Source organism: Lactobacillus sp. 3B(2020), assembly GCF_013487845.1.
Classification (GTDB): Bacteria; Bacillota; Bacilli; order Lactobacillales; family Lactobacillaceae; genus Limosilactobacillus; species Limosilactobacillus alvi.
The window spans coordinates 1,801,404-1,825,420 of the sequence record NZ_CP047410.1; the positions used below are offsets into that span (position 1 = coordinate 1,801,404).

Sequence of the window (24,017 nt, forward strand, 5' to 3'; positions counted from 1 at the left end):
GTATCAACAAACCAATAAAATGAGCATTTATCAAAATTAACGATCAGAATTATAATAAAGATAACTATTTGGAGGTGGAAAAATGAAATTTGCAATTGCTTATTTTTCAGAAACTGGCACAACTAAACAAGCAGCTGAACGCTTAGGGCAAGTTTTAAAGGTAACTCCCCTTGCAATTGAAGCTACCGTTCCATATACCAACGCTGACCTCAACTGGCAAAATGATAACTCACGGGCAAACCGCGAACAAAGTGGTCAGGCAACGCCACCAACTGCTAAGCCACTAACTTTACCTGACTTCAACGTGCTCTTTCTTGGATATCCAACCTGGTGGGGAGTTCCACCAATGGTCATCCATGATTTCTTGGCCCATCAAACCTTAGCTGGCAAAGTAGTGGTACCATTTGCTACTTCCGGTTCTAGTTCCCCTGAACGCGGTGAAGCAATCATTAAACAACTTCTGCCGAAGAGTGACGTTAAACCAGCTAAACGGGTTAATAATTTTAGTATTGCCCAATTAAAGGCTTGGGTACAGCAATTAGGATATTAGTTCCAAAAGGAACCTGCTTGAACTCCTCCCTAAAACAAGAATTTTGCTAATCATATCAGCATCCTTAGAAACACAAAAACGACCAACGAGATTTTTCTCCTGGTCGTTTTATTGTAAATGATACGTTGCTAACACTTCTTGGTGGTGATTGTACCAATCATGCCAAACCAAGTTCACAGTTTGTACCTTGGTTGCCCCAAAGCCGATATTTCTGAGGTTATCAACCATCCCCAAAAAGGCTCCCGGGTCACTTAACAATTTCCGATAACGGGCAACCGTAACATGCGCCGTAAAGGCCGGGCGGTGTTCACTCACCGGGGTTCCGGCAGCTTTAAAAGTTTCACGCACTTGTTTTCGTAAAGCCATTAATTCTGGTGAATAATAACCACAAGCAATCACAGCTCCATCCGTAGCGACTAATCCTCTTAGCTCCCAATCAAAGGCCTTCGCTTGGGTTAAACTTTTGGCCAAGGTGGCTTTAATTTTTGCGAGTGGGAAATCAGTTAATTGTTGGTTAACCTTTCCGGCAACTAAATCGATTACGGTTAAGTGCAGATCTTTTGCCGGATAATAATACTGCTCTGGTTCAAATTCCTTTAGTTTCGCCATGGCAAAACCAAGATTCCGGGTCCAATGCACTGGCAATGGTACCACTAAAGTTAGGCCTACTCGTTGATTTTGCCAATCATCATCAACGTGCAGATCGGGATACCCACCAGCGAGGACAACTTCCCGATTTTCTTGGGCAATTGCTTGGTAACGGGCTACTAATTCCGCTTGTAATTGTTCCATTTGTAACCACCTAAGCTAAGGAATACAGACCTGTTTGAAGCCCTCGACGAAGCGTTGATAAGGAGACACCCGTCGTTAACCAAAAGGCTTGGTCACCGCCAATCTCTTCCCGGCGGTATGGGTAAATAGCAAGGGTTTGCCCATCTTCGGTAACTCGTTTACCATGGGTCACTCCACCATCTTCAACGTAAACATCATGACCTAAGACCTTATGCCAACCATCTTTTACACTTGCCATAAATTCCACACCCTTTATCGAATTTCACAACCTCAAAGTCATGAATGCTTTAATTATAGCACGAGATTGTGAATTGAGAAAACGATTGCAAGGAAACCACGATCTCCTTAACTAATTAAGCCCGTATAAATTTCGAATTGCTTGCCGATCTAATTTACTAATCCCCCTTCGAATATTCCGGGGAATCATTACACTCTGATAATCTTCAGGGGCATGGGCAAGACCTAAAGCATGCCCTAATTCATGTTCCGCAACGTGATCCCGATACTGCCGGTTTACGTATCGCAATTTGGCCGCATCCAGCGTTGATTTAGCTCGGATCATGGCATGGGTATCGGGATTAAATTGGGTTTCGGTGGATCCTAATTGACTGGTAACGTAACCGACATTACTATTTCCAGTTGTTTGGAGATCCCCATCAGTCACAATTACTTCTGCTCGTTGCCGACTTTTAATCCAGTGTAAATGGACGGCCTTAGTTTGATTCCACTTTTTGACCGCCTCTCGAAAGGCTGCTTGCACCTGATGATCCTGAGTGGCCATGTACACCGTAATTTGTCGACTCGGCCAACGATAACCTTCTAAGGGAATTGGCGAACTACTCGGAATCGTAAGTTGTTTGGCAGCAGCACGTTGGGCTTGGGGTGAGTCTGGTAAATCGGTAATATCATCAGTAGCCGTTGAAAAAGCGTTGACGCCGTCTAAAGGACTCGTTACCGAAGCCTGACTATCCGGGACATTCAATAACCCCCAACTTAAAAATGCTAAACTGATTAAGTTAACGAAGCGTTTCATAATTATCACTCGTTTCCGAATATAATACTACTGCTATTCTACCGCATGGCATCAGAGAGAAATAAAAAAGAGCTCAACAACGCTTTTGGTTGCTGAACTCATCCGTACGTATTTATCGGAAATACAAGATTTGAACTTGCGACCCCTGCGTCCCGAACGCAGTGCTCTACCAAGCTGAGCTAATTTCCGATGTCGATGCACCCAGAAGGAGTCGAACCTTCAACCTTCTGATTCGTAGTCAGACACTCTATCCAATTGCGCTATGGGTGCAAAATAATTAAAAAGCGGAAGACGGGATTCGAACCCGCGACCCCCACCATGGCAAGGTGATGTTCTACCACTGAACTACTTCCGCATTTGATTAACCTACGATTAAGAAGTTATCCTCTCAACATCTATATATAATACAGGAGCACCTCATTTCTGTCAACATTAATTTCCCATTTTACTAAAAAAGTTTGGCTAGTTAGGCAAAACGGTTTATCTCTATTCAGGTAATGCTTTTTTAGTAAAAAGAAAGAGGTTGGGAAAAAAGCTCCTTGACGGCCTGGTCGGGATAAGAAGGACGAAGGTTGATTCATTAGAATCGACCTTTCGTTCGCACTTATCCGCTAAGGCCGTGATTTGGAGCGAACCAGCCAACTGGTTTGGCGTTTGTGAGCCCATGCAAGGCTGAATCGGTTGGTGCGACCGTTAGGGAAGCAACTGCCATTCAGCTACTGCTTTGACCTTAGTTACTGAGTAACATTCGGAGATGCAAGAAAGGGTGGGAAGAAACTTGAGTTTCTTCCCACCCTCCTCAAGATGCGGATAAGAGGATTCGAACCTCCACGCCACAAGGACACAAGAACCTAAATCTTGCGCGTCTGCCAGTTCCGCCATATCCGCATATAATTATAAAAAAATGGAGGATACAGGGCTCGAACCTGTGACCCTCTGCTTGTAAGGCAGACGCTCTCCCAACTGAGCTAATCCTCCGTATTGGCTTAAACCAACTATTACAGTTTAAGCCTTTTACTTCAAATTGTCAAACTCTATTTTAAATTTAATGCTGATAATTTTTCATCAATCATTTCTAACACCGTTTGGGCGGCCTTGGGATCTTCCACAAAGTTGTATTGATCCCCATTGATTAACATCTTTGGACTTTCTTGATACTGATCATACCAACTTGCGTAACGATGGTTCAATTCTTGGTAATAATTGTACAGGGCTGGATCAGTCTCAATTTGCTCGTAAGCCCGGCCCCGCTTCTTAATCCGTTCTAGCATCGTTGGAAAAGAAACTTGAATATGAATTAATAAATCCGGTTTCTTCTCCGTTTGTTGGTTTGGTAATTCTTCCATCATATTCTTCAAAAGCGAAGCATAGATATCCGCTTCGGTTTCAGTGGCTCGCCCTAAATCAGCGTTCATCCGAAACATCAAGTCATCTTCAAAAATTGATCGGTCCAGAACACTTAACTTCTGCAAAGAAGCAGCCTTGATTTCTTCAAGCCGGCGGTTTAAAAAGTAAATCTGTAAGAGAAAGCCATACTTTTGCGGATCCTTATAAAATAAAGGTAAAATCGGGTTATCATCAACTGATTCAAAGTAAGCCTTGGTCCCCAAATGATCGGCAAGTAATTGCGTTAAACTAGTCTTTCCAGCGCCAATGGTTCCGGCAAGTACAATCATGGTTTTCTTCCTCTCTTATATCCAATTCGAGCTTAAAGCAACGTTTTTCATTATACACGCTTCTCTACAAAAAAGAAGCTGTGAAAATTAGATTCCCTATCTTCACAACTTCTAATTAGCTTTAGAACAACTTTTTTATGGTTACTCTTCTTCTTTATTTTCGTACTGTTCACCTTTTGTGCTCCGGGAAAGATCAACTTCTTCTAGTGGGATCAACTTAGAACCGTAACGAAGCTTGTAGTAGAAGAACAAGATCACAACAATCGGTAAACTCATGTAGGTGATCAAGATGTTTGACCAATCAAGCTTAACAAAGGCATCAATATTTTGCCCAGCAATTACGATGATACAAAGGATGAAGGCAAAGATTGGCCCGAAGGGGAAGAGCAAAGCGTGGTACTTTAATTCACTCAAATCATGTCCTTGAGCAATGAAAGCCCGCCGAAAGCGATAGTGACTAATTGCGATCCCAAACCAAGCGATGAAACCACACAAACCGGAAGCAGCTACAAGATAGTTGTAGGCTTCTGGCCCAATAAATTGAGTTAGCCAAACAAGTACGCCGACCACCGTCGTTCCAAGCAAACCATAGATTGGAATTCCCCGCTTGTTAACAATTCCAAAAATCCTCCAAGCGAAGCCTTCCCGCGCTTGGGAATAAAGCATCCGGGTTGAAGCATACATCCAGGAATTAGCTGATGAGATAACCGCAACCAAGATCACCGCGTTCATCACGCTAGCTGCGGCAGCGAGACCGGCCCGTTGGAAAATCAAGGTAAATGGACTCGTAACGACGTCTTGAACATCGGCACTCAACAAGTTCTTGTTGGTATATGGCAAAATAACGGCAATCACAAAAATCGTCAAAATGTAGAACAACAGGATCCGCCAGAAAGTTGACTTAATGGCTTCTGGAACGGACTTTTCTGGATGAGCTGATTCCCCAGCTGCAATCCCAATCATTTCTGTCCCTTGAAATGAGAACCCGGCAACTAGGAAAACTGTAATAATTCCTGGGAACCCATGGACAAATGGTGCATCCTTATAGGTAAAGTTCCGCATTCCAATTGGGGCCTTACCACCCATAATTCCAAAGATCACAAGGACCCCAACAATTAAGAAGGCAACCACGGCCAAGACCTTAATTAAAGCTAACCAGAACTCGGTTTCCCCGTAGGAACGAACTGAAAGGTAATTAATCACGAAGATAACTAAGAAAATTGCCCCACTAAACATCCAGGCCGGCACGTGTGGGAACCAGAAGTTCATAACAATCCCAACAGTCGTGATTTCAACCGGTACGGTAATTGCCCCGTTAAACCAATAATTCCAGCCGAGAGCAAATCCCATTGCCGGACTAACAAATTTACCAGCATAAGCGGCAAATGATCCCGTTAAGGGAATGTAGGTCGCCATTTCGGCTAAACTGGTCATCAGGAAGTAGACCATTACCCCCATAACCGCATAAGCAAGCAAAGCACCCCCAGGTCCGGCAGTTGTAATTGCGGAACCCGAAGCGATGAAGAGTCCCGTCCCAATCGAGCCCCCAAGGGCAATCATGGTTAAGTGACGGGTTTGGAGGGACCGCTTAATTTGTCCTTCACCATTTCCATCCATAACTAATTCCTCCTAAATTAATCTTGAATAATTGTATAAGAAAAGGGGCTAACCACCAAACGCTCGGTCAACCCCACTATTAATTAGTACGATCGTAGAAGCGCTCCGCGACTTTCGCGACAGTCCGGCGTCTCTTAAACGTCGGCCCAACCAATCGCTTAGCAAGGAACGCTTGGTTTCGGCACCATTCCCTTTCCACCGCCTTTCGGTACTTGCTTACCTCGGTCGGTTTACTCTTGAAGGATGCAACCTCTTCTTAAATAATCTTATTTATTATAACGGGGATCTGTTTTTTATGCAAGCAAAGGGATCCCTTCCTGATCACCGCTGATACTCAAGCCAAGTTGCCGACTTAGCAATTTGTTGAAAGCCACACTTAACCAAAATCCGTTGAGAGGCCACGTTTTGTGGTTCAACCCTAGCAAACCAATGATCATCTGGATTAGCTTTAAGAAAGTCCGCAACTGCACGTCCCATAATTCCTTTGTGCCACTCATTTTGACGAAGTAAATATCCTAATTCCGTTTGCTTTTCATTAAATGGAAAGGCAGAGATTAGGCCGATTAAATCATTTCCGCGCCAGATCCCCCAAAGTCGCTGTTGGCTAAGCCAATTATTTAATGCCCAAACTTGGACGTTGCGGTCCGCAACCAAGGTTATCCCCGCTGCCAGTGCCAATGCCTGGTCACTAAGTAACGCTTGCACTTTAAGAAGATCATCCGGAGTTAACCAGCATCCCTTTTCTTGAACTTGATTCTGCACTATAATGCCCCCAGATAAAATTTTTGAAAGAAGTGTTAATATGGAAATTTTAACTCAATCCCTCAAGAGCGCCAAGCGAGCAACCCAAGCAACCATGACGGCATACTTACAAACCCCAACTCCTAATAGTGAAGTTCAAGTCTTCGAACCCCTTTTGATCATTCCAGGTGGTTCAATGACTCATATTCCCGAAGAAGAGACCGAAAAGACAGCGTTAGCGTTCTCAGCTAAAGGCTATGCGGTTTTCATTCTCCGCTACACCTTTGTTAGTCAACAAACGCCCCTTTATCCGGCCCCAGTACTTGATGTTGCGGAAGCTGTTCACCAAATCAAGCTTCACCAGTCTGAATGGCACCTAAACAATCGCCTTCACCTAATGGCCTTTTCCGCTGGGGGACAAATCGCCGGCCTTTACAACGACTATTGGGATAGTGAATGGCTCACCAAGGCAAGTGGCTATTCTGCAAGTGACCTCAGTTTCACTGACCTTGTTTTAGGATATCCCGTTATTGATTTTGATGCCGGCTTTCCAACTGACCAAACGACTCGCAATCAATGGACAGATGATCCCGCCTTCTTTAGCGCTAGTCATCACGTCACTGCTACTAACCGGCCAACTTTTATTTGGGCAACAGTTGACGATCCAATCGTTCCTGTCCAAAACAGTTTAAATTATTTTCTCGCTCAACAAGCCCAAAATATTTCCCAGGAAATTCATTTATTTGAGCATGGTCCTCACGGCATGGACATCGCCAACGGCTTGGTTGCTCATCATCCAGAAGGTAACCAACCCCACGTTGCCCACTGGGTTGACATGGCTTGCGAATGGATGAAATCAGATCATCATCAATTTTAAATTCAGTTAATAATTAGTCACTACCTCGACTGGAAATTTGAGATGAAAAAAGAGGGTGAGAAGAAACGCGAGGCTTCTTCTCACCCTCTTTATCATCTCCGAATGTTACTCAGTAACTAAGGTCAAAAAGCACGGCCTTAGCAGATCAGGGCGAACGCAAGGTCGATGCTAATGAATCAACCTGCGTTCTGCTTATCCCAACCAGGCCATCAAGGAGTTTTTCCCTATCTGCAAAATATCACAAATAAGTAAGTGTTGAAACGATTATTCCGCCAGTGCCGCCTTAATATTAGCGAGGCTAACTTCAGCGGTACTGTTAAAGATGACCTTAGCGGCTTTCAATTGAGAACCGATCCCAATTGAAAGTTCTCCGGCCCCATTAATTGATTCAATCCCAGCACTAGAATCTTCTAAACCGGCGACTTGGTTAGCAGGTAAATCAAGAATTTCAGCGGCCCGGGCAAAAATTTCGGGATCGGGTTTCCCGGCATGCAAGGTTGCTGGATCTACAATTCCCACAAAGTAATCAGTAAGCCCAAGGTACTTTAAAATCTTCGGGGCATTCTTTGAAGCGGAAGCCAAGGAAAGCTTGTAGCTGTTGGCAACTAATTCATCTAAGAAAGCCTTCATCCCCGGTAAAATATCATCAGGAGTTAAAGTAGCAATTAATTTGCCATAGTTTTCGTTCTTTTCCGCGGCCAAAGCTTCTTTTTCGGCTTGGGTGTAGTCATTTTCGTGGCCACCAGCTTTTAGAATCATTTCTAAGGAGTCCATCCGGCTAACCCCTTTTAAGGCTTCTTGTAATTCTGGTGTCCAAGTGGTACCAACTTTATCAGCAGTTTGATGCCAAGCTTGGCTGTGGAATTTTGCTGTATCCGCAATTACCCCATCTAAGTCAAAAGCAAATCCTTTTAATTCTTCAAATTTCATTTGTTTTCCTCCAAGATTCAAACAGGGCCAAGAAAGTTATTTCTCCGCCCTGTTTTTTATTCAGAAATTTTGTCTACTTTAATTCAAGGTCCTTACCAGCCATTTCGATGACTAATGGTTCCCCACTAATCAATTCGGCCTTAGCCCCATTTTGGTCAACGGTAATTTCAATAACCCGACCGCGGAATTGTTGCCGGAATTGGTAGGAATCCCACTTCTTTGGTAAGAATGGTTTGTAGGAAAGCTTACCATCACGAACCCGCATCCCCGCAAATCCTTGAACAATGTCAATCCAGCTCCCAGTCATCGAAGTAATGTGGAGCCCGTCAGCCGTATCGTTGTTGTAGTTATCAAGGTCTAGCCGTGCAGACCGTTCGTACATTTCAACGGCCTTGTCTTCGTAACCAATATCAGCAGCGATGACTGAGTAAACGGAAGCTGACAGACTTGATTCGTGAACCGTAAATTGTTCATAGAAATCGAAGTTCCGCTTCTTTTCTTCTGGGGTAAAGTCATCCATAAAGTCCCAAATTCCTTGAATAACGTCCCCTTGCTTAACGTAAGGTGACCGTAAGATCTTATCCCATGACCAGTTTTGGTTCAATGGTAATTGATCACTTGGAATTTCGCCCACTGGAACTAGATCCTTATCCATAAAGCCGTCGTTTTCAGGGAAGATCCGCCGTTCTTCGTCGTAAGGAAGGTACATATTATCAACAATCGACTTCCACTTCCGCTTTTCATCTTCACTAACGGCTAAGTCGGCTGCGACTTCCTCGTCAACTTCTTCAAGTACTTCAAGGGTGTACTTCAAAGTCCACTGACAAAGAAGGTTCGTGTACCAGTCGTTGTTTACGTTGTTATCGTATTCGTCGGGACCGGTAACCCCGTGGAGCATGTACTTGTTTGCCCGTTGAGAGTAGTGAACCCGGTCAGCCCAGAACCGTGAGATTTCGGTTAAGACCTTTACCCCTTCGTGAAGAACATAGGACTTGTCACCGGTGTAGTTAGTGTAATTATAGATGGCATAAGCAATGTCACCATTCCGGTGAATTTCTTCAAAAGTAATTTCCCATTCGTTGTGGCACTCAATCCCATTGAAGGTCACCATTGGGTATAAGGCCCCAGCTAAGCCTTGTTCCTTTGCATTGACGTAAGCCCCATCTAATTGGTTATACCGGTACATCAATAAATTCCGGGAAACTTCGGCGTTGGAAACCCCTAGGTAAACTGGTAAACAGTATGCTTCAGTATCCCAGTAAGTTGCCCCACCGTACTTTTCACCAGTAAAGCCCTTTGGACTAATGTTAAGCCGGTAATCATTTCCGTAGTAAGTTGAGAAGAGTTGGAAGAGGTTGAAACGAATCCCTTGTTGGGCCCCTTCATCCCCATTAATCTTCACATCCGACTTGTCCCACCGAGCTTGCCATTCAGCTTCGTGATCCTTTAAAAGATCCGCAAAGCTCCGGACATCCAATTGGGCACTCAATTCATCAACCCGGTTAACCAAAGCTTCTTGAGTATCAAAATCACGGGAAGTTGCAACCACTGTCCGCTTTTCAACAATCGTGCTTTCCCCAGCAGCCAAGTCAGCTTCAAAGATATTGGCAACTTCTTTTTCACTGACTTGGTCCTTTAAGTGACTGAGCGTGGTCTTGGTAGTCGTCTTCATTGCCACCGTAAATTGTGGGGTTCCAAAATCATTTGGCTTAGTCTTAGAAACTAACAGGGCATGATTGTCGTTAGCGGTATGATCCAAAATATCCCAGAATTGTTCATCGTAGTTAGCATCTTCATTGTAGACGTCACCATTAATCGCACTCGTTACCGTTACCTTAACCGCTTGATCAGAAAGGTTCTTAATCGTTACTTGTTGACCAACTAATTCCTTTTGTACTGCACTGACAAAGCGGACAAATTCGAAATGTAACTTAGCGCCACCAATTTCAACGTTGAAGGTCCGGGTAAAGGTCCCGTGCTTCATATCTAAATCGAGACTAAAGTCAGTTGGTGTTTGCTTAGCCAAATCAAGCGCTTCACCATTGACCGCGATTGGTAACTTCAAGAAGTTGACAGCATTGATCATCTTTCCAAAGTACTTTGGATAACCATTTTTCCACCAACCAACCCGGGTCTTGTCAGGGAACCAAACCCCGCCAAGGTAAACCCCTTCCATCTTGTCTGCGGAGTAACCTTCTTCAAAGAAACCCCGCATCCCAAGATTTTCGTTGGCTAAACTGGTCATTGATTCTTGGAGTCGCTTATCTTCTGGTGACCAGGTACTTGTTTTTACGTGCCATGGTGCAATATCAAAAGTTTGTTTCATTGGTAAAATTCCTTTCTCACTAAGCAGGTAAATTATTCAGCAAAAGTTTCCTTAATCGTCGTAACACTCAATGCCCCACATGCCAAGACAATCCCGGCAAGTAAGAACATGTTTACTTGGGAACTACCAAGTAATGGGAAGAGAGCAAAACTTGCAAGGGAAGCCACGATTTGTGGTAAACAAATTGATCCATTAAAGAGGCCTAAGTAAGTCCCCATGTGCTTCCCGGAAAGGGCGTTAGTAACGATCGTTAATGGGTAAGTGTTCATTCCGGCCCAAGCAATCCCAACTAAGACGAATGAAATGATCAAAGCCCCTTGTGAGTGAATGAAGAAGACAGAAATAAATCCAAGGGCCCCAAGCAAAAGAGTCGTTGCGTAACCAGCTTTGTGGTACTTGTTTGGTACCTTGGCCAAGATGTATGAACATACCACGGCAGCAATTGATTGAACGGCAGCTAAAACCCCGTACCAGTTACCGGCCGCTTGGTAAGCAGCCGAAGTTGCATTGGTCGTGTTCCAAACGTTCTTGGCGATTGCTCCAGCTGAATAAGTCCAGAGGTATTGGAACGCAAACCAACAGAAGAATTGAACTAAGGTAACAGTCCAGAAGGCCTTTGGTGCTTGCTTAAGGAGGGTAAACCAGTTACCTCCTTCCGTGTTATCACTTTCTTCAATTCCGTGGTAACGAGCGTAAGTAGCTGGATCATATTCTTTAACCCGGAAAACCGTAAAGGCACTCGTAATAATTAACAAAGCGGCCCCAACATAGAAAGAAACAACTACGGATTGTGGCACAACCCCTTTTTTAGCGGTATTAGCAACACCCAACCAAGTCAAAAGGAATGGGAAGATCGCAGCTAAAACTGCCCCGGTGTTGGATAAGAAACTTTGGATCCCGTAAGCATAACTCTTTTGATCATCATTAACCATATCCCCAACCATCATCTTAAATGGTTGCATAGCTACGTTGGAAGAAAGATCCAAGAAAGCGACGGTAATCGCCCCAAACCAAAGCGCCGCTAAAGAGCCATACCCGAAGCCAAAACTACCTGAGTTTGGCAACAGTAACATCACAATTACGGCAACTAAAGTCCCTAAAATCAAATAAGGTAAGCGCCGCCCCCCAAGTTTCGGTGCCCAAGTCCGGTCAGAATAGTAACCAACGATTGGTTGCACAATTAGACCAGCTAGTGGTGGCAAAATAAAGAACCATCCTAAATTGTTAGGGTCAGCTCCGATGGTTTGAAAGATTCGTGACATTTGAGAACTTTGAAGGGTAAAGGCAGTTTGAACCCCCAAGAACCCGAAGTTGATCATCCAAATCATGCTCTTAGACAAGGCTGGTAACCCTGCTGATGACTTTTCACTCATATCTTCAATCTCCTTCTTCTTGTTTAACCAAGAACTATTAGCATCTAGAAAATAATTGCAAGAGATTCGTGTAAGCGCTTCATAAATCTTTTCAAGTATCAATATACCAGAGCTCTCCAATTTGTGCAACCGTTTGCGCAACTTTTTTTGCAACCGGTTGCACAAAAGTTATCACTTAAAAAGGGTTTAATCCCCCGATGCACTAGGCATTTAGGAATTAAACCCTGATCAAAATTTTTCTTTAACTTTTTCGTTTACTAATCAATAATCTTAAAACCAACTAATTGGCTTTGCGTTTTACGATTGAATAATAACTGAACCGCTTTAGCTCCTAATTTCCGCGGCATCATATCAACCTTAATTGCCGTTGGGCTAGCTAGGCTGAGCAAGCGGCTCCGATTAAAACAGATTGCTGGTAAGTTAGTTGGCCAGTTAATCGTTGTAAGTTGGTTATAGAAGCGCAAAAGATTAATGTCATCCACGGAAATGATTGCGTCAACCGTAGGATGTTCGCGAAAAAACGCTTTGGGATCGTTTTTTTCTAATTCGTACACTAGCGGTGTTAACCCCTTAGCCAACATTGCTTCTTGATACCCAATTTCGCGATCCTGTTCATACTGCCATTTTTTGGCGGAACGAACTAAAATTGGAGCCGTGGCTTGCTTATGCTCTAAAAGGTAACTAGTTGCTTTCCTTCCCGCTAAGATATTATCGTTGTTGATGTAACGGTCGGTTGTTTGCGTTGGCTGACCAACCACCACAAAGTTTTGGCCGGTTTTTCGAAGATAATCGGCTATCGGATCTTTCTCTTCAGCATAAAGAATCAAAAAATTATGAACTTTGGATTGTTCAACCATCGCCTGAACGTTTTTTAGCAGGCTAGCCTTATCCTGACAAATTGCAGTTGCCAAGACATAGTTTTTATCCACTAGTTCCGTGTTTGCTCCCCGAATAATATCAAGTTGAAAAGGATTTGCCGGCGCTGTTTCATTTGTAACCGGAAAAACTACTCCCACAATATTGACTTCCCCCTTTGAGAGGGCCTTGGCTGAACTATTTGGTTGGTAGTTTAATTGTTCGGCAATTGCCTTTACCTTGGCAATAGTCGCATCACTGATCCGTGGATTATCATTTAACGCCCGCGAAGCTGTCGAAACCGAAACCTGGGCTGCCTTGGCGACATCCTTAATTGTACTCATTTTATCCACCCCATATTTCCCAGGAAATAATTTACTTTTTGTGCCCATATCTCTCTGCTAGTATAAAGAATCTAATGATCTTTGCTATTTTCAATTAAAAAGAGGCTAGTTTGGACTTCCATCCTTCGCTAACCTCAATTGATTAAACGTATGAATTACTTACAAACTTCCAACGACTTAATATCGGCGCAAAGATTACATACAGATATTCTGCAATCTGAAGCCAAGCATATGCTAAGAGCATTGCACCAATTGTGTCGGTTGGAAAATGAGCATATAAGTAAACCCGGGAGATTGCCAATAAAGCAACATAAAAAACTAACAATATTTGGCAAATCACTCGCAGGGATTCACTTTGAATAATCGGCACGACAACTAACATTAAAATCCCGGCAATTAAAAAACCACCTAAAACGTGACCACTTGGGAAAGAAAAACCATTGTCGGCTGCCATATGTTGTGCTGGCCGCGCCCGCTTAATCACATGTTTGACAATCGCTCCTAAAACATCGCCCCCAAGAATAACTCCCAAAGTCCAAAGAGCCGGAATTTTATACTTAAATCCCCAAAGTAAGAAGGCAATGATGAAAGCCCAGACTAGATCCATCTTTGGGCTCCCAATAAAGGAAATTAGGGTCATCACAACCTTCATCCCCCCAGTTGCGTTAGGATGATTATTGGTAAAGAGGGTTTGTAAAACCGAATCAAGAGTGCCGATTAACATGGTACTTTTATAAACCATTGCGGCAATTACAATAAATAGGACCGCACTAACGAGGAGGCGTTGCCACCTTTTTGCATCATTTTGAATTAACATTTCAATCTCCTAAGCTAGATTTCACTGGGAATGAGTATACCACATTTTCATGTTGTTACTCGCTCTTCATCCGCTTTTACCAAAAATTTAAGACTTTACTTCATTAATAAAAATATTATGTGAGGCTTTAAAAGAAATACTGATCGTTTTCTGGTCACTGAGTTGCTTAACCACCAATGGGCCTTCAAAAGGCTCGTGCTTGATAACTTCAAAACGATCATGGAGTTGAATGCCTAACTCACTAAGATAAGTTAGTAATTCGTGATTATCCAAGAACCGTTCGATTGTGATTATCTCACCATCTTTAGCATCAGATAAGAGACGATGACTAACGTTTTTAAATTCGCCAGCTGCATTGGGAATCATACCACCATGAGGACAACTTTCGGGATGGCCTAAAAAGTCATCTAACGCCGTTGCTAGGCGGTCACTTGTTTCGTGTTCCAGGACTTCGGCTTCAGGATGAACATCGGCCACACTATACCCTAGTTTATCAACCAAAAAAGTTTCCCAAAGGCGATGCTTACGAACTAATTCAGCTGCCACTTTAAAACCATGTTCCGTTAACTGAATCCCGGCATATGGTTGATGGGTAACTAAGCCCTCTTCATCTAACTTAGTAATCATTTCTGTTACTGAACCAGCAGCAATCCCAAGGCCTAATGAAATTTGTTTATTTGAAACTTGTTTTTTCATTCCACCAAGTTCAAAAATAATTTTTAAATAGTCTTCTTTCATCGGCGTCATCTTGTCGCCCGAAACCCTCTTTCTATCTTTTTTCTAAGCTTCGATCGGAATAAACTGATATTATCATACCACTAAAACCTCATATTTGGCGAGCCTAACTTCAAAAATGAGTCAGCAAGAAAACTGCTAGACGATCTTGTTAGATAAGTAAACGGAATCAACCATTAGCTAGAGAATTTTGCGAGCGCCAGTCAACATTTCTTAATTATGGCCTTTTTGACTTTTGTTTAATCACGTCGTAATTGCATCCGCATAAAGAAAAGATAGATCAAGCCAAACATTAAGCAGGCCCAGATAAGAAGGAAACCATATAGCACTCCCATCCAATTGAAACTTAAGACCGCAAAGAAGTTAGCTAAACTTTGGGAATCAAACGTGACAAAGATTAAACGAATTAAACTCCCAAGGATAAAGAATGCTAAGATCGGCCCGCCAATTCCAACAATCCATTTCCACCGCCGATTTAAGAGGGCAAAACCAGCTCCGATCGCTGCCAAGGTTAAAACTCCTTCAATCACAGCAACTAAATCCCAACCTAAACCGTCCGTTGCATGATGCAGTCCCATTTGTTGGTAATCAACAACGTTCTTCAAAAGATGAGCCAGCCAAATTACGACTATCCAAATTACTAAGGAAGCGGTATTAGCTAGCCAAATGTTCCAGCGAGAATAACCATATTGGATTCCCCATTTAAATAATGGGTAAGCGATAAATAAAGGTAAAACGACGCCCCAAATCTCAATTGATATTCCAAAATTCACAACAAAATTTGTTAATTCGCCAGTGAGACTCATGTGACTTCGGGTTAAGAGTTTCAAGATAATCCTTAACGCCCAGAAAGCCAAGTCGACCCCGACCACAATCAATAAGCTCCAAACTGATAATCGCATGCTCCAGTTCATTAAGCCGCTAATTCGTTTATTCACCTTCATTCCCTCCATCCGTTAATGCTGTAAAAGTTTTTTGCAAGTCAAGATGATCAACCTTAACCTGATCTGGTAAGATACGTTGTTCAGCTAGTTTTTCAACAACCGTAACAGTCTTAATCCGACTAAAATTATGACTCGTTAAGATTTTTAAACCGTGCGTATATTGATCAACTAAGTTAGCCGGTCCACTAATTTCATAGGCCTTCGCTAACAAATCAATCACTGGTTCATCGACTATGATTTTGCCCTGATCTAAGATAATCACATTTTCTAAAAGTTGTTGGACTTCATTAATTAAGTGCGTTGAAATTACAAAAGTCCGGGGCCGTTCTCCATATGTCCGCATTAATTCTTGATAGAACAGTTCACGGTGATTTGCGTCTAATCCCAAGGTTGGTTCATCAAGAAAAATATAATCTGCATTGACATTCAAAGCGACTGTTAACTTAGCGGCCGTTTTTAATCCCGTTGAAAGTTTGGCTAAAGTTTGATCTTCACTGATTTTAAAAGCAGTTAACATTCGCCGGGCATTTTTAAAATCAAAATTACCATAGGCTAATTCTGCCCCATTAAACAAATCCTTAATCTTCGTATGCTTCAAGTTAAGCTCAGCTTCACTCATCAAATAAAATTGGCCGAGGCTAGCTTGATTATTATTCACATTTTGCTCACCAAGCATGACTTGTCCTTGGTTGGCGAAAATCCGATTAGTTATGATATTTAGTAAGGTACTCTTTCCTGCCCCATTGCGACCCAACAAACCGTAGATCTTTGCAGGTTGTAACTCAAAACTCACTGCATCAAGAATTACTTTGCGACCATAACGTTTCGTAATTGTCTGCACCTTAAGCTTTTCCATTTTGGTACCCCCGTTTAATTAGTGCTAATAGCTGTTCTTCGTCGATTCCTAAACGTTGTGCTTCAGTAACTAAACTAGCAACATAATCCTGATAAAAAGCTTCCCGGTGTTGATGAGCTAGCTGTTTTTTGGCCCCGGGGAGGACAAACATCCCCCGCCCCCGCCGTTTCTCTAGTAAATGCTGATCAACCAGCTGATTCATCCCCTTTAAGATCGTTGCTGGATTCATATTTAGTTCTTGAGAAAGTTGCGTTGTTGATGGCACTTGTTCACCCTCCTTAAAAATTCCAGTAAAAATCATTTCCGCAAGTTGGTCCGCAAGTTGTTGGTATAACGGTGCGGATTGATCAAATTCAAAATGCATTTTCTCACCACCTCAACCATTTTGTTGGTTGGTTAATTACTTGTGTGACTAACTATATAACTAACTAGGCAAAAAAGCAACCCCAAAAATGAGTTTGTTAAAAATTCTAAACGATCCGGCAAAATAAGAAAAAAGAAACGAGGCCGAGGTTGGGAAAAAAGCTCCTTGACGGCCTGGTTGGGATAAGAAGGACGAAGGTTGATTCATCAGAATCGGCCTTTCGTTCGCACTTATCCGCTAAGGCCGTGCTTTTTGACCTTAGTTACTGAGTAACATTCGGAGATAAAAAAGGGGCTAGGAAGAAACATGAGTTTCTTCCCAGCCCCAACCTCGCAATGTAACTAGGATGGCTAAACCCCCGAAATATCGCTTAGCCTCACTTTTATCGCCGCATGTTATTCAGCAACGACGTTAAAATTTTCTAGAATAACTTACCGACTCCATAGTGGATAGCAATCGTAATTAACCCAATGATTATATTCCGAATCACTGCCCGGCGGGTCAAACCGTCACCGAGTCTAGCTGATAAGTATCCCGTCAAAGCAGAAGTAACGGCAACCGCCAAGATCGTTGCATACCATTTTAAGTTCCCGTTAACAAAGGTCATCGCCATTAAAGGTAGTAAACCACCTAAGGCTGCCGAAAAAAGGGAGGCAAAAGAAGCATCCCACGGGTTTAAGTAGTGACCAAGTTCAATATCATATTTTACCCGAACCACCGTGGCTAACGGCTTTTTTTGTAAGAGGTCTTTAGCAATTGCCTCGGCCGTATCAGGTTGAACTCCCCGTTGAACATAGAAGTCTTTAACGGTTTGCATTTGACCGTGCCAATTTGTTTTTAAAAGGGCTGCTTCTTTAGCAACTGCTGCTTTTTCAGTCTCCTTTTGGGCTGAAACGGATGCATATTCACCAGCCGCCATTGAAAAGGCACAGGCCAATAAATCTGATAAGCCAGCAATAAAGATGGTGAAATGATTTGTTGTGGCAGCAGCAACCGAAACCAAAACCCCCACAACGGTCAAGATTCCATCGTTTGAGCCTAAAACGCCAGCCCGCAAAACATTTAGCTTTTCCTCCATTGTTTGCGTTGTTTTATCAACCCGCTTTACTTTTACGTTCGTCACGTTTACTTCCTCCTTTTAATGCTCAATAAGCGCGGAAGAGTTGCCCAATTAAGAAGGTTACTCCCATCGTTAATAAACCAGCAGCCACATTACGAAGCATCGCTTTTCCGCGCTTGGGGTTATCTCCAAGAACTGCGGCTAAGTAGCCCGTAATTAACAGAGCAACTAAGACCGCAACCATTGTTCCTAAAATCCGGACCTTAGGTGGAGTCAGCGTAACTGCCACCATTGGTAAAATTGAGCCTAGGGGGAAGGAAATAAATGAAGCTATCGCAGCGGCATACGGATTGGTAAAATCTTTGGGATTAAAGCCATAGCGTTCTTGAACTGCCGTATTTAAGGGATCATCAGCCATCAATTCCTGGGTGGCTTGATAAGCTAAGGCCGGCGCAATTCCTTGAGCAAGATATTTCCCCTTAACGTAGTCAAATTCAGCTTGGAAATTCTCTTTAATTCGTTGTTGTTCATTTAAAATTGCGCGTTGTTGCGAATCTTTTTGGGTACTTACCGAAACATACTCCCCCATACACATGGAAATCATTCCGGCTAAACTACCGGAAAGCCCAGCAATTAGAATTGCATAAGCATTGTTAGTTGCGGCTGCAACCCCAATAACGATTCCAGCTACTGAAATAATGCCATCATTCGCCCCCATAACACTAGCTCGAATAACATTCACCTTTTGTGCAAGTGACATTTTCTTTGCCATAATTATTCCCCTCTTCTTTATTTATAATCATTATAAACTGGAAGAAAATTAAATCAAGCATTTACGTTCAATATTCCAATATTACTTAGAATCATTATATATTTAGAATTTAAATAAAAAGACAACGATCATCAATGACTTCGTTGTCCCATTTTCAATATTTAGTTGGGTATATCAAAAGGCGAAACGATGTCTACTTACTTTTGAGATTCATCAGCCGTTTGAATTACAAAAACCGAGGTTCCTGAATGTTTAACCATGTAGGAAGCTTGCGAACCAACTGTCTTCCGACTTCCTTTTTTACCAATTGACCCAATAATTAAAAGATCTGGTTCATATTCTGGAATCACGTGATTACAAATTCGCTCCGCCGGGCGTTCTCCCTGGTCCACAATCGCCGTGATCTTCTTAGGATCAATCCCATAATCGATTGCTGCCTGAGTATATTGATCAATTCGGTTTTCCATTTCATCCCGACTAGAGTGAGTAAAATCACGATCTAAAATCTGATAAACATTTACTTCGCTCGTCTCATAAATTGAAACAATCCCTAATTCAGAACCATCACGCTTCGCCTTATCAACAGCGTATGAAAAAGCAGCCCGGGCATCCGGTGCATCGTCAACCCCAACCAAAATACGATGAAATCTTTTTGGCTTAATTTCAAACATTAATTTTTCTCCTCTCTTGTATCCAGTACTCAAGCCTGTTTTGCTTCATTTTCTATACTACTCCAGAATTACCAATTGTAAAGAATATTTTTAGCTTGTCCTAAACTTATTTTATTAATTTGTAATTCTACCTAGTGAAAATTATAAAACCGCGTTATAGTTAATGCGAAATATAATTTTAGGAGGCATTTTTATGACGACAATTGATCATTACTTCTATGACGAAAGTGCCTACGACTATCACGACGGTGGCTACGTCCCGCTTAAAGTCGCTGATGCGCCTACCAAACCGCTAACAATTCCGCCCCTTTTGAAACCAGACAAACAAACTGCCAACGAAACTTGGTATACCTTAACGGCCCAAGCTGGTGAGACTCAATTACTCCCTGGGAAAAAAACAAAGACCTGGGGTTACAACGGAAGCTTATTAGGGCCAATCATTCACTACGAACGCGGAAAGACCTACCACTTACATCTGGTAAATCACTTACCCGAACTAACAACTTTTCACTGGCATGGCTTAGCAATTCCAGGACCAATTGAAGACGGCGGTTGTCACGCTCCTGTATATCCTGGGCAAAGTCGGGATGTCAGTTTTAAGATTAATCAACCAGCGGCCTTCACTTGGCTTCATGCTCACCCCTGTCCGGAAACAGCGGCGCAAGTTTGGCATGGTCTGGCTACGGGAGCAATTGTTACTGACCAACATGAAGCCAAATTGCCCCTGCCACGAAATTATGGGGTTGATGATATTCCACTTATTCTCCAAGACCGGCGGTTCCACGAAAATAATCAATGGGATTATCGGGCCGATTACGACCCTGATGGAGTGGCTGGTCCAACTCCAATGATTAACGGGACAATTAACCCTTATTTTGATGTTACCACCCAAAAACTTCGCCTCCGCTTCCTTAACGGGGCCAACCGGCGGGAATGGCGATTACACTTCGATGATAATCGAATTATGACTCAAATTGCGGGCGATCTTAGTCTATTGCCCCAGCCGATTAAGCTAACTAAATTGATGTTAACCTGTGCTGAACGGGCCGAAGTTATTGTTGACTTTGGTGATTGCAAACCTGGCGATGTTGTTACTCTTTACACGGATCAAACTCCACTGGTCCAATTCCGGATTCACGAATTTAAGCCTAATCATCAAGAACTCCCAACTAAGCTCTTTGATGTTCCCAACCCCGAAGTTACCCCAGGATTACCAATTCACCACGTTACTCTTGACGGAATGGACGAAATGGTAGCAATGAACGGAAAAAAGTTCCAAATGGATCGGATTGATTACACGATGCAAAAGGGCCAAGTTCAAATCTGGGATATTTACAACACAAACGGTAAACCCGGCATGATCCACCCTTACCATATGCATGGAACCACCTTTAAAGTAATCTCCCGGGATGGTCACGCTCCGCTCCCAACCGAAACCGGACTCAAAGACACAGTCGCTATTAATCCTGGTGAGCACGTTCGGATTAAGGTCTGGTTTGATGTTGCCGGAGTCTTCATGTATCACTGCCACATCATTGAACACGAAGACGGCGGGATGATGGCCCAATTGAAGGTTGTTGATCCGGCTGATCCAAACAAAGAATATCCGCTCCTTAACCATATGGATCTAATGATGGCCTTTGCTAAAGAACGGGGCGTTGACATGGATCATCTTTGGCTTGGTGGAATGGACTCCTACAAGAAGATGGGCATGGAAATGTAGAATGATGCAGAAATAACGATCGAAATAAAAAAGACGAGAGGCTGGGAAGAAACAAAATTTCTTCCCAACCTCTCGCTTTTTATTCTTTTACTAGATACTACTAAAAATCCAATCGGAAATTAAAACGTTGCTCATCCCCAGCAAAGCGGCGCGCATGCCGATCAATTACTTGCCGACGATCACCAAACATCATCCATGCCGTTACGCCCCCGAAGAAGAGAACTTCAACAGTAAGCAAGTACCAATCGACAATCGTTGGTGAACCCGTCATAACAACCGAGCCACTCGCCGAAAAGGCCAGCCAATCTAACAAGAAATGCATTAACATCGACAACCATAATTGGCCGGTATATAGATAGACCACCGCAAAGTAAAGACCCAATGCCATTGCTGAAATAGCTTGTAAGAGGGTAATCATAAACGGTTGGACCAGGGCATTACCAAAATGTAAGAGCCCGAACAAAAATGAACTTACTAAAATTGCCCATAAAGCTTGGTTCCGGGAATTTCGGAAAACGGAGAGCAAGACCCCTAAGAATGCAAACCGACAAAGTGTTTCTTCGGCTACGCCGGCTTCGAAAGCCGTTAAGAGGTACTCCCGTGTAGCATAGGGCAAATGTAGGTCATAACTAGTTAAAATATTGCTCCAACGATTGCCATTTGAGAACGAATTAATAAAAATAAAGAGACATCCAAGGCCCAATAAAATAATTAAACTTAGCCAACTAAAGCCCCGGCCAAATTTCGGGTTAATCCCAGGCCAGGATAAATGCCAAGCCCGCATTGAGGCAACTATCATCAAGAAGAAAGCCACTGCCCCTAAGGCTCCAGTAGTTAAAATGAGGGCAAAGGTCCGTGGGCCCGTAAACTTAGCAGGGTAAATACTCCCAACTAAAGTAACAACAATTACAAACCACCAGGCTGGATAAAGAATCCGGGCAACCGACGTCTTTAACTTACCGCCTACAATTCCCGCCATTGGGGCAAACATGACAATAAAGTAAGCCATCGTGATCACCATTACTCCCCGGGCTGGTAATTGAAGCCGGACAATTATTTCCCGGGTCATAATTGACCAAACCACGATCAAAATAATTGGTTGCACAATGCATTGAAGCCACCGGTTAATTGCTGTCAACCACGGTGGTAAATCCAAACCTTCATCCAGCCAGGCAAAGATGAGGACTAGTGCCATCACTGCCAACCAACCAACATATGGCAATTGGTGATAAATTTCCCAACCGCCAATCACTAGCACACAGAAAAGGGCAATTGAAATCTGTGCCCGATACCAAATTTGGAGATAGTCTGTTCCAGACATCATGTTTCCTCCAGTCAATACTTATTCAATATTTATGGTACCAAACTCCCGGGTTTGAAAAAAGGGATCCCGAAAATAAAATCAGCACCAAAGCTTTCCGATCATCATCTTAGAAATACCTAATAAGGTCCTTAACTAAGAAAAATAAAACTGGCACTAAGAGGGACGGTAAAAAGTCTAAGGTCTTAATATCACGCAATTTTAGTAGCGAAATCCCAGTTGTTGCAATCAAAAAGCCCCCCACAATCGAAATTTCCGTAACTAAGGAAGCACTAAAAAAGTCAGCTGAGAAAAACTTAGCCACGATGTAAATTCCACCCTGCCAACAGAATAAAACGGGGGCGCAAAACAACATCCCCCAACCAAAACTAGCCCCAAAGACCATTGAGCTAACCAAATCGAGCGTCGCATTAGTAAAGAGCATCGTCTGATCACCCTTAACAGCCGCCATCACCGGCCCCACGATCGATAAAGCTCCAATACAATAGAGTAAAATACCAGTTGCTAAGCCTTTACTCAGTTGTGATTTACCACCACGACTGGCAACCAATTGGTTAAAATGAGCGTCAACTTGCCAGGAAGTCCCAAGAACAGCACCGATTGCCAGGCTAACGATAAAAAGAACTGGATAATGGCTTTTAGGTAAATTATTAATCGCATTTTCCAGTCCAATTCCAAGTGCCGCCAAGCCCATTGCCGTAAAGAGAGCGCCCTCGTACTTTTTATTAATCCCCCCTTTTAGTAAGCATCCAATTGAAGTCCCGATTAAAATTGCCCCGGTATTTACAAGCGTTCCAATCATAATCTTCCTCCTAATCTAAAAGGCATAGCTGGATAATCATCTTATCCAACTATGCCTTTTTGCATAATCCTCTGATGTTTACTCATTATTTTATAATAAGGCTAGTAATTGTCAATGTTGGAACTTATCTAATCTTCCCAAGCTATGCCTTATTAACCACCGTAATCCGCCCGTGATGAGCCGGAGCCTTAATTTCACTAACAATCAATTTGGCCATTGTCCCAGCCGTAGTGACTGATTTATCCGGCGTTGTTCCTAATAAATCATCCTGACCAAGCTCATAATCCGTGGCCGGGCCAGCCTTAAAGGTTATCGATGGCGAAATGCCAAGCCAATCAACGTTATCAACGCCCCGCAAGAAATCGAGTTCTCGCTTTTGTTGCCGGGGCGTATTAATCCAGGTTTCCGCATTTGGTGTCTTGGCCAAATCTTCCATTACTAGGTGGTGATCTTCACCAGTATGAAGACTTCCGGCTCCCAAAATAAAGATTAACTTGGCATGCGATTGGTGAGCGACTTCAACTAATTTCTTAGCTAAAGTAACTTGCTGACCAGCGTAAACCGGCGCTGTCCCGAAGGCATCCACAATGACATCAAACCCGGTTAATTGTTCGATGGGCATTGCCAAAACATCAGCAACAAACAAATGCGCAGTTCGGCCTAAAACTTTATGGGCTTTTTGATCATCCCGGACAATCCCCGTGACGATCCAGTCATTTTCTTGATCTGCTAGCCGATAAATTTCCCGACCAGCCATTCCAGAAGCACCAATAATTGCTACTTTTTTCATTAGTAAGTCCCCCTTTTTATCGTTTCTATTATAGAATTTTCTCCCGAT

The 24,017-nt window shown here is 42.9% G+C and carries 24 protein-coding genes, 5 tRNA genes and 1 riboswitch; of the genes, 3 read left to right on the forward strand and 26 right to left on the reverse strand.

The features are described 5' to 3' along the window. The first annotated feature begins 82 nt into the window (after positions 1-82). The gene (locus tag GTO83_RS09030; RefSeq protein ID WP_180870571.1) at positions 83-550 is read left to right on the forward strand and encodes a flavodoxin; all 468 of its coding nucleotides are present in this window, start codon (positions 83-85) and stop codon (positions 548-550) included. A gap of 108 nt (positions 551-658) precedes the next feature. Here the strand turns inward: GTO83_RS09030 and GTO83_RS09035 are convergent, their stop codons facing one another. From GTO83_RS09035 to GTO83_RS09085, 11 genes are all read right to left on the reverse strand, one after another. Continuing rightward, positions 659-1,342: a 2'-5' RNA ligase family protein gene (locus GTO83_RS09035; protein ID WP_180870573.1), complete on the reverse strand. Its 684-nt coding sequence runs from the start codon at positions 1,340-1,342 to the stop codon at positions 659-661. Positions 1,343-1,352: 10 nt separating this feature from the next. Beyond that, positions 1,353-1,580: a hypothetical protein gene (locus GTO83_RS09040; RefSeq protein WP_180870575.1), complete on the reverse strand. Its 228-nt coding sequence runs from the start codon at positions 1,578-1,580 to the stop codon at positions 1,353-1,355. Between the two features lie 111 nt (positions 1,581-1,691). After that, complete coding sequence (locus tag GTO83_RS09045; RefSeq protein WP_180870577.1) at positions 1,692-2,375, reverse strand: matrixin family metalloprotease; 684 nt, start codon at positions 2,373-2,375, stop codon at positions 1,692-1,694. A 115-nt stretch (positions 2,376-2,490) separates the two neighbouring features. Continuing rightward, a tRNA-Pro gene (locus tag GTO83_RS09050) sits at positions 2,491-2,564 on the reverse strand. A gap of 7 nt (positions 2,565-2,571) precedes the next feature. Then, positions 2,572-2,645, reverse strand: a tRNA-Arg gene (locus GTO83_RS09055). A gap of 13 nt (positions 2,646-2,658) precedes the next feature. Continuing rightward, a tRNA-Gly gene (locus GTO83_RS09060) sits at positions 2,659-2,730 on the reverse strand. Between the two features lie 450 nt (positions 2,731-3,180). Further along, positions 3,181-3,263 (reverse strand) — tRNA-Leu (locus GTO83_RS09065). Positions 3,264-3,280: 17 nt separating this feature from the next. Further along, a tRNA-Val gene (locus GTO83_RS09070) sits at positions 3,281-3,353 on the reverse strand. 56 nt (positions 3,354-3,409) lie between these two features. After that, positions 3,410-4,051, reverse strand: coding sequence for a deoxynucleoside kinase (locus GTO83_RS09075; RefSeq protein WP_180870579.1), 642 nt, complete (start codon positions 4,049-4,051; stop codon positions 3,410-3,412). 141 nt (positions 4,052-4,192) lie between these two features. Then, positions 4,193-5,668, reverse strand: a complete 1,476-nt coding sequence (locus GTO83_RS09080; protein WP_180870581.1) for an amino acid permease — start codon at positions 5,666-5,668, stop codon at positions 4,193-4,195. A 90-nt stretch (positions 5,669-5,758) separates the two neighbouring features. Further along, a riboswitch (Lysine riboswitch) is annotated at positions 5,759-5,931 on the reverse strand. A gap of 58 nt (positions 5,932-5,989) precedes the next feature. Then, positions 5,990-6,430 carry a GNAT family N-acetyltransferase gene (locus GTO83_RS09085; protein ID WP_180870582.1) on the reverse strand — a complete coding sequence of 147 codons (441 nt, stop codon included), beginning with the start codon at positions 6,428-6,430 and terminating at the stop codon, positions 5,990-5,992. Positions 6,431-6,470: 40 nt separating this feature from the next. Between GTO83_RS09085 and GTO83_RS09090 the strand changes: the two genes are divergently transcribed. Further along, positions 6,471-7,286, forward strand: a complete 816-nt coding sequence (locus GTO83_RS09090; RefSeq protein ID WP_180870584.1) for an alpha/beta hydrolase — start codon at positions 6,471-6,473, stop codon at positions 7,284-7,286. A gap of 264 nt (positions 7,287-7,550) precedes the next feature. Here GTO83_RS09090 and pgmB read toward each other — a convergent pair whose 3' ends face one another. The 12 genes from pgmB to GTO83_RS09150 all read right to left on the reverse strand — a co-directional run bounded on the left by pgmB (position 7,551) and on the right by GTO83_RS09150 (position 19,333). Next, positions 7,551-8,216, reverse strand: coding sequence for a beta-phosphoglucomutase (gene pgmB / locus GTO83_RS09095; RefSeq protein ID WP_180870586.1), 666 nt, complete (start codon positions 8,214-8,216; stop codon positions 7,551-7,553). Positions 8,217-8,289: 73 nt separating this feature from the next. Further along, positions 8,290-10,542, reverse strand: coding sequence for a glycoside hydrolase family 65 protein (locus GTO83_RS09100; protein ID WP_180870588.1), 2,253 nt, complete (start codon positions 10,540-10,542; stop codon positions 8,290-8,292). Between the two features lie 32 nt (positions 10,543-10,574). Next, the gene (locus GTO83_RS09105; protein ID WP_180870590.1) at positions 10,575-11,915 is read right to left on the reverse strand and encodes an SLC45 family MFS transporter; all 1,341 of its coding nucleotides are present in this window, start codon (positions 11,913-11,915) and stop codon (positions 10,575-10,577) included. A gap of 257 nt (positions 11,916-12,172) precedes the next feature. Then, positions 12,173-13,114 (reverse strand): LacI family DNA-binding transcriptional regulator, encoded by a 942-nt coding sequence (locus GTO83_RS09110; RefSeq protein WP_180870592.1) that lies wholly within the window; start codon positions 13,112-13,114, stop codon positions 12,173-12,175. 142 nt (positions 13,115-13,256) lie between these two features. Continuing rightward, the gene (locus GTO83_RS09115) at positions 13,257-13,931 is read right to left on the reverse strand and encodes a phosphatase PAP2 family protein (protein ID WP_180870593.1); all 675 of its coding nucleotides are present in this window, start codon (positions 13,929-13,931) and stop codon (positions 13,257-13,259) included. Between the two features lie 87 nt (positions 13,932-14,018). Next, a complete protein-coding gene (locus GTO83_RS09120) occupies positions 14,019-14,678 on the reverse strand; it encodes a metal-dependent transcriptional regulator (protein WP_180870595.1) in 660 nt (219 codons plus the stop codon). A 227-nt stretch (positions 14,679-14,905) separates the two neighbouring features. Next, positions 14,906-15,604 carry a hypothetical protein gene (locus tag GTO83_RS09125; protein WP_180870597.1) on the reverse strand — a complete coding sequence of 233 codons (699 nt, stop codon included), beginning with the start codon at positions 15,602-15,604 and terminating at the stop codon, positions 14,906-14,908. Beyond that, positions 15,597-16,466, reverse strand: a complete 870-nt coding sequence (locus GTO83_RS09130; protein ID WP_180870599.1) for an ABC transporter ATP-binding protein — start codon at positions 16,464-16,466, stop codon at positions 15,597-15,599. The genes GTO83_RS09125 and GTO83_RS09130 overlap by 8 nt, the downstream gene beginning before the upstream one ends. After that, the gene (locus tag GTO83_RS09135) at positions 16,453-16,830 is read right to left on the reverse strand and encodes a GntR family transcriptional regulator (RefSeq protein WP_180870601.1); all 378 of its coding nucleotides are present in this window, start codon (positions 16,828-16,830) and stop codon (positions 16,453-16,455) included. The genes GTO83_RS09130 and GTO83_RS09135 overlap by 14 nt, the downstream gene beginning before the upstream one ends. Before the next feature lie 421 nt (positions 16,831-17,251). Then, complete coding sequence (locus tag GTO83_RS09140) at positions 17,252-17,908, reverse strand: VIT family protein (protein WP_180872174.1); 657 nt, start codon at positions 17,906-17,908, stop codon at positions 17,252-17,254. Between the two features lie 67 nt (positions 17,909-17,975). Then, positions 17,976-18,665 (reverse strand): VIT family protein, encoded by a 690-nt coding sequence (locus GTO83_RS09145; protein WP_180872175.1) that lies wholly within the window; start codon positions 18,663-18,665, stop codon positions 17,976-17,978. A 194-nt stretch (positions 18,666-18,859) separates the two neighbouring features. Continuing rightward, positions 18,860-19,333, reverse strand: coding sequence for a universal stress protein (locus GTO83_RS09150; protein WP_180870602.1), 474 nt, complete (start codon positions 19,331-19,333; stop codon positions 18,860-18,862). A 193-nt stretch (positions 19,334-19,526) separates the two neighbouring features. On the opposite strand from GTO83_RS09150, the gene GTO83_RS09155 reads away from it, so the two are divergent. Then, positions 19,527-21,056: a multicopper oxidase family protein gene (locus tag GTO83_RS09155; protein WP_180870604.1), complete on the forward strand. Its 1,530-nt coding sequence runs from the start codon at positions 19,527-19,529 to the stop codon at positions 21,054-21,056. A 100-nt stretch (positions 21,057-21,156) separates the two neighbouring features. Here the strand turns inward: GTO83_RS09155 and GTO83_RS09160 are convergent, their stop codons facing one another. The 3 genes from GTO83_RS09160 to GTO83_RS09170 all read right to left on the reverse strand — a co-directional run bounded on the left by GTO83_RS09160 (position 21,157) and on the right by GTO83_RS09170 (position 23,969). After that, positions 21,157-22,377: a CPBP family intramembrane glutamic endopeptidase gene (locus GTO83_RS09160; RefSeq protein WP_180870605.1), complete on the reverse strand. Its 1,221-nt coding sequence runs from the start codon at positions 22,375-22,377 to the stop codon at positions 21,157-21,159. A gap of 109 nt (positions 22,378-22,486) precedes the next feature. Beyond that, positions 22,487-23,179: a DUF554 domain-containing protein gene (locus GTO83_RS09165; RefSeq protein ID WP_180870607.1), complete on the reverse strand. Its 693-nt coding sequence runs from the start codon at positions 23,177-23,179 to the stop codon at positions 22,487-22,489. Between the two features lie 142 nt (positions 23,180-23,321). Continuing rightward, entirely contained in the window at positions 23,322-23,969 is a 648-nt protein-coding gene (locus GTO83_RS09170; protein ID WP_180870608.1) for an NAD(P)H-binding protein, read from the reverse strand. Positions 23,970-24,017: the final 48 nt, after the last annotated feature.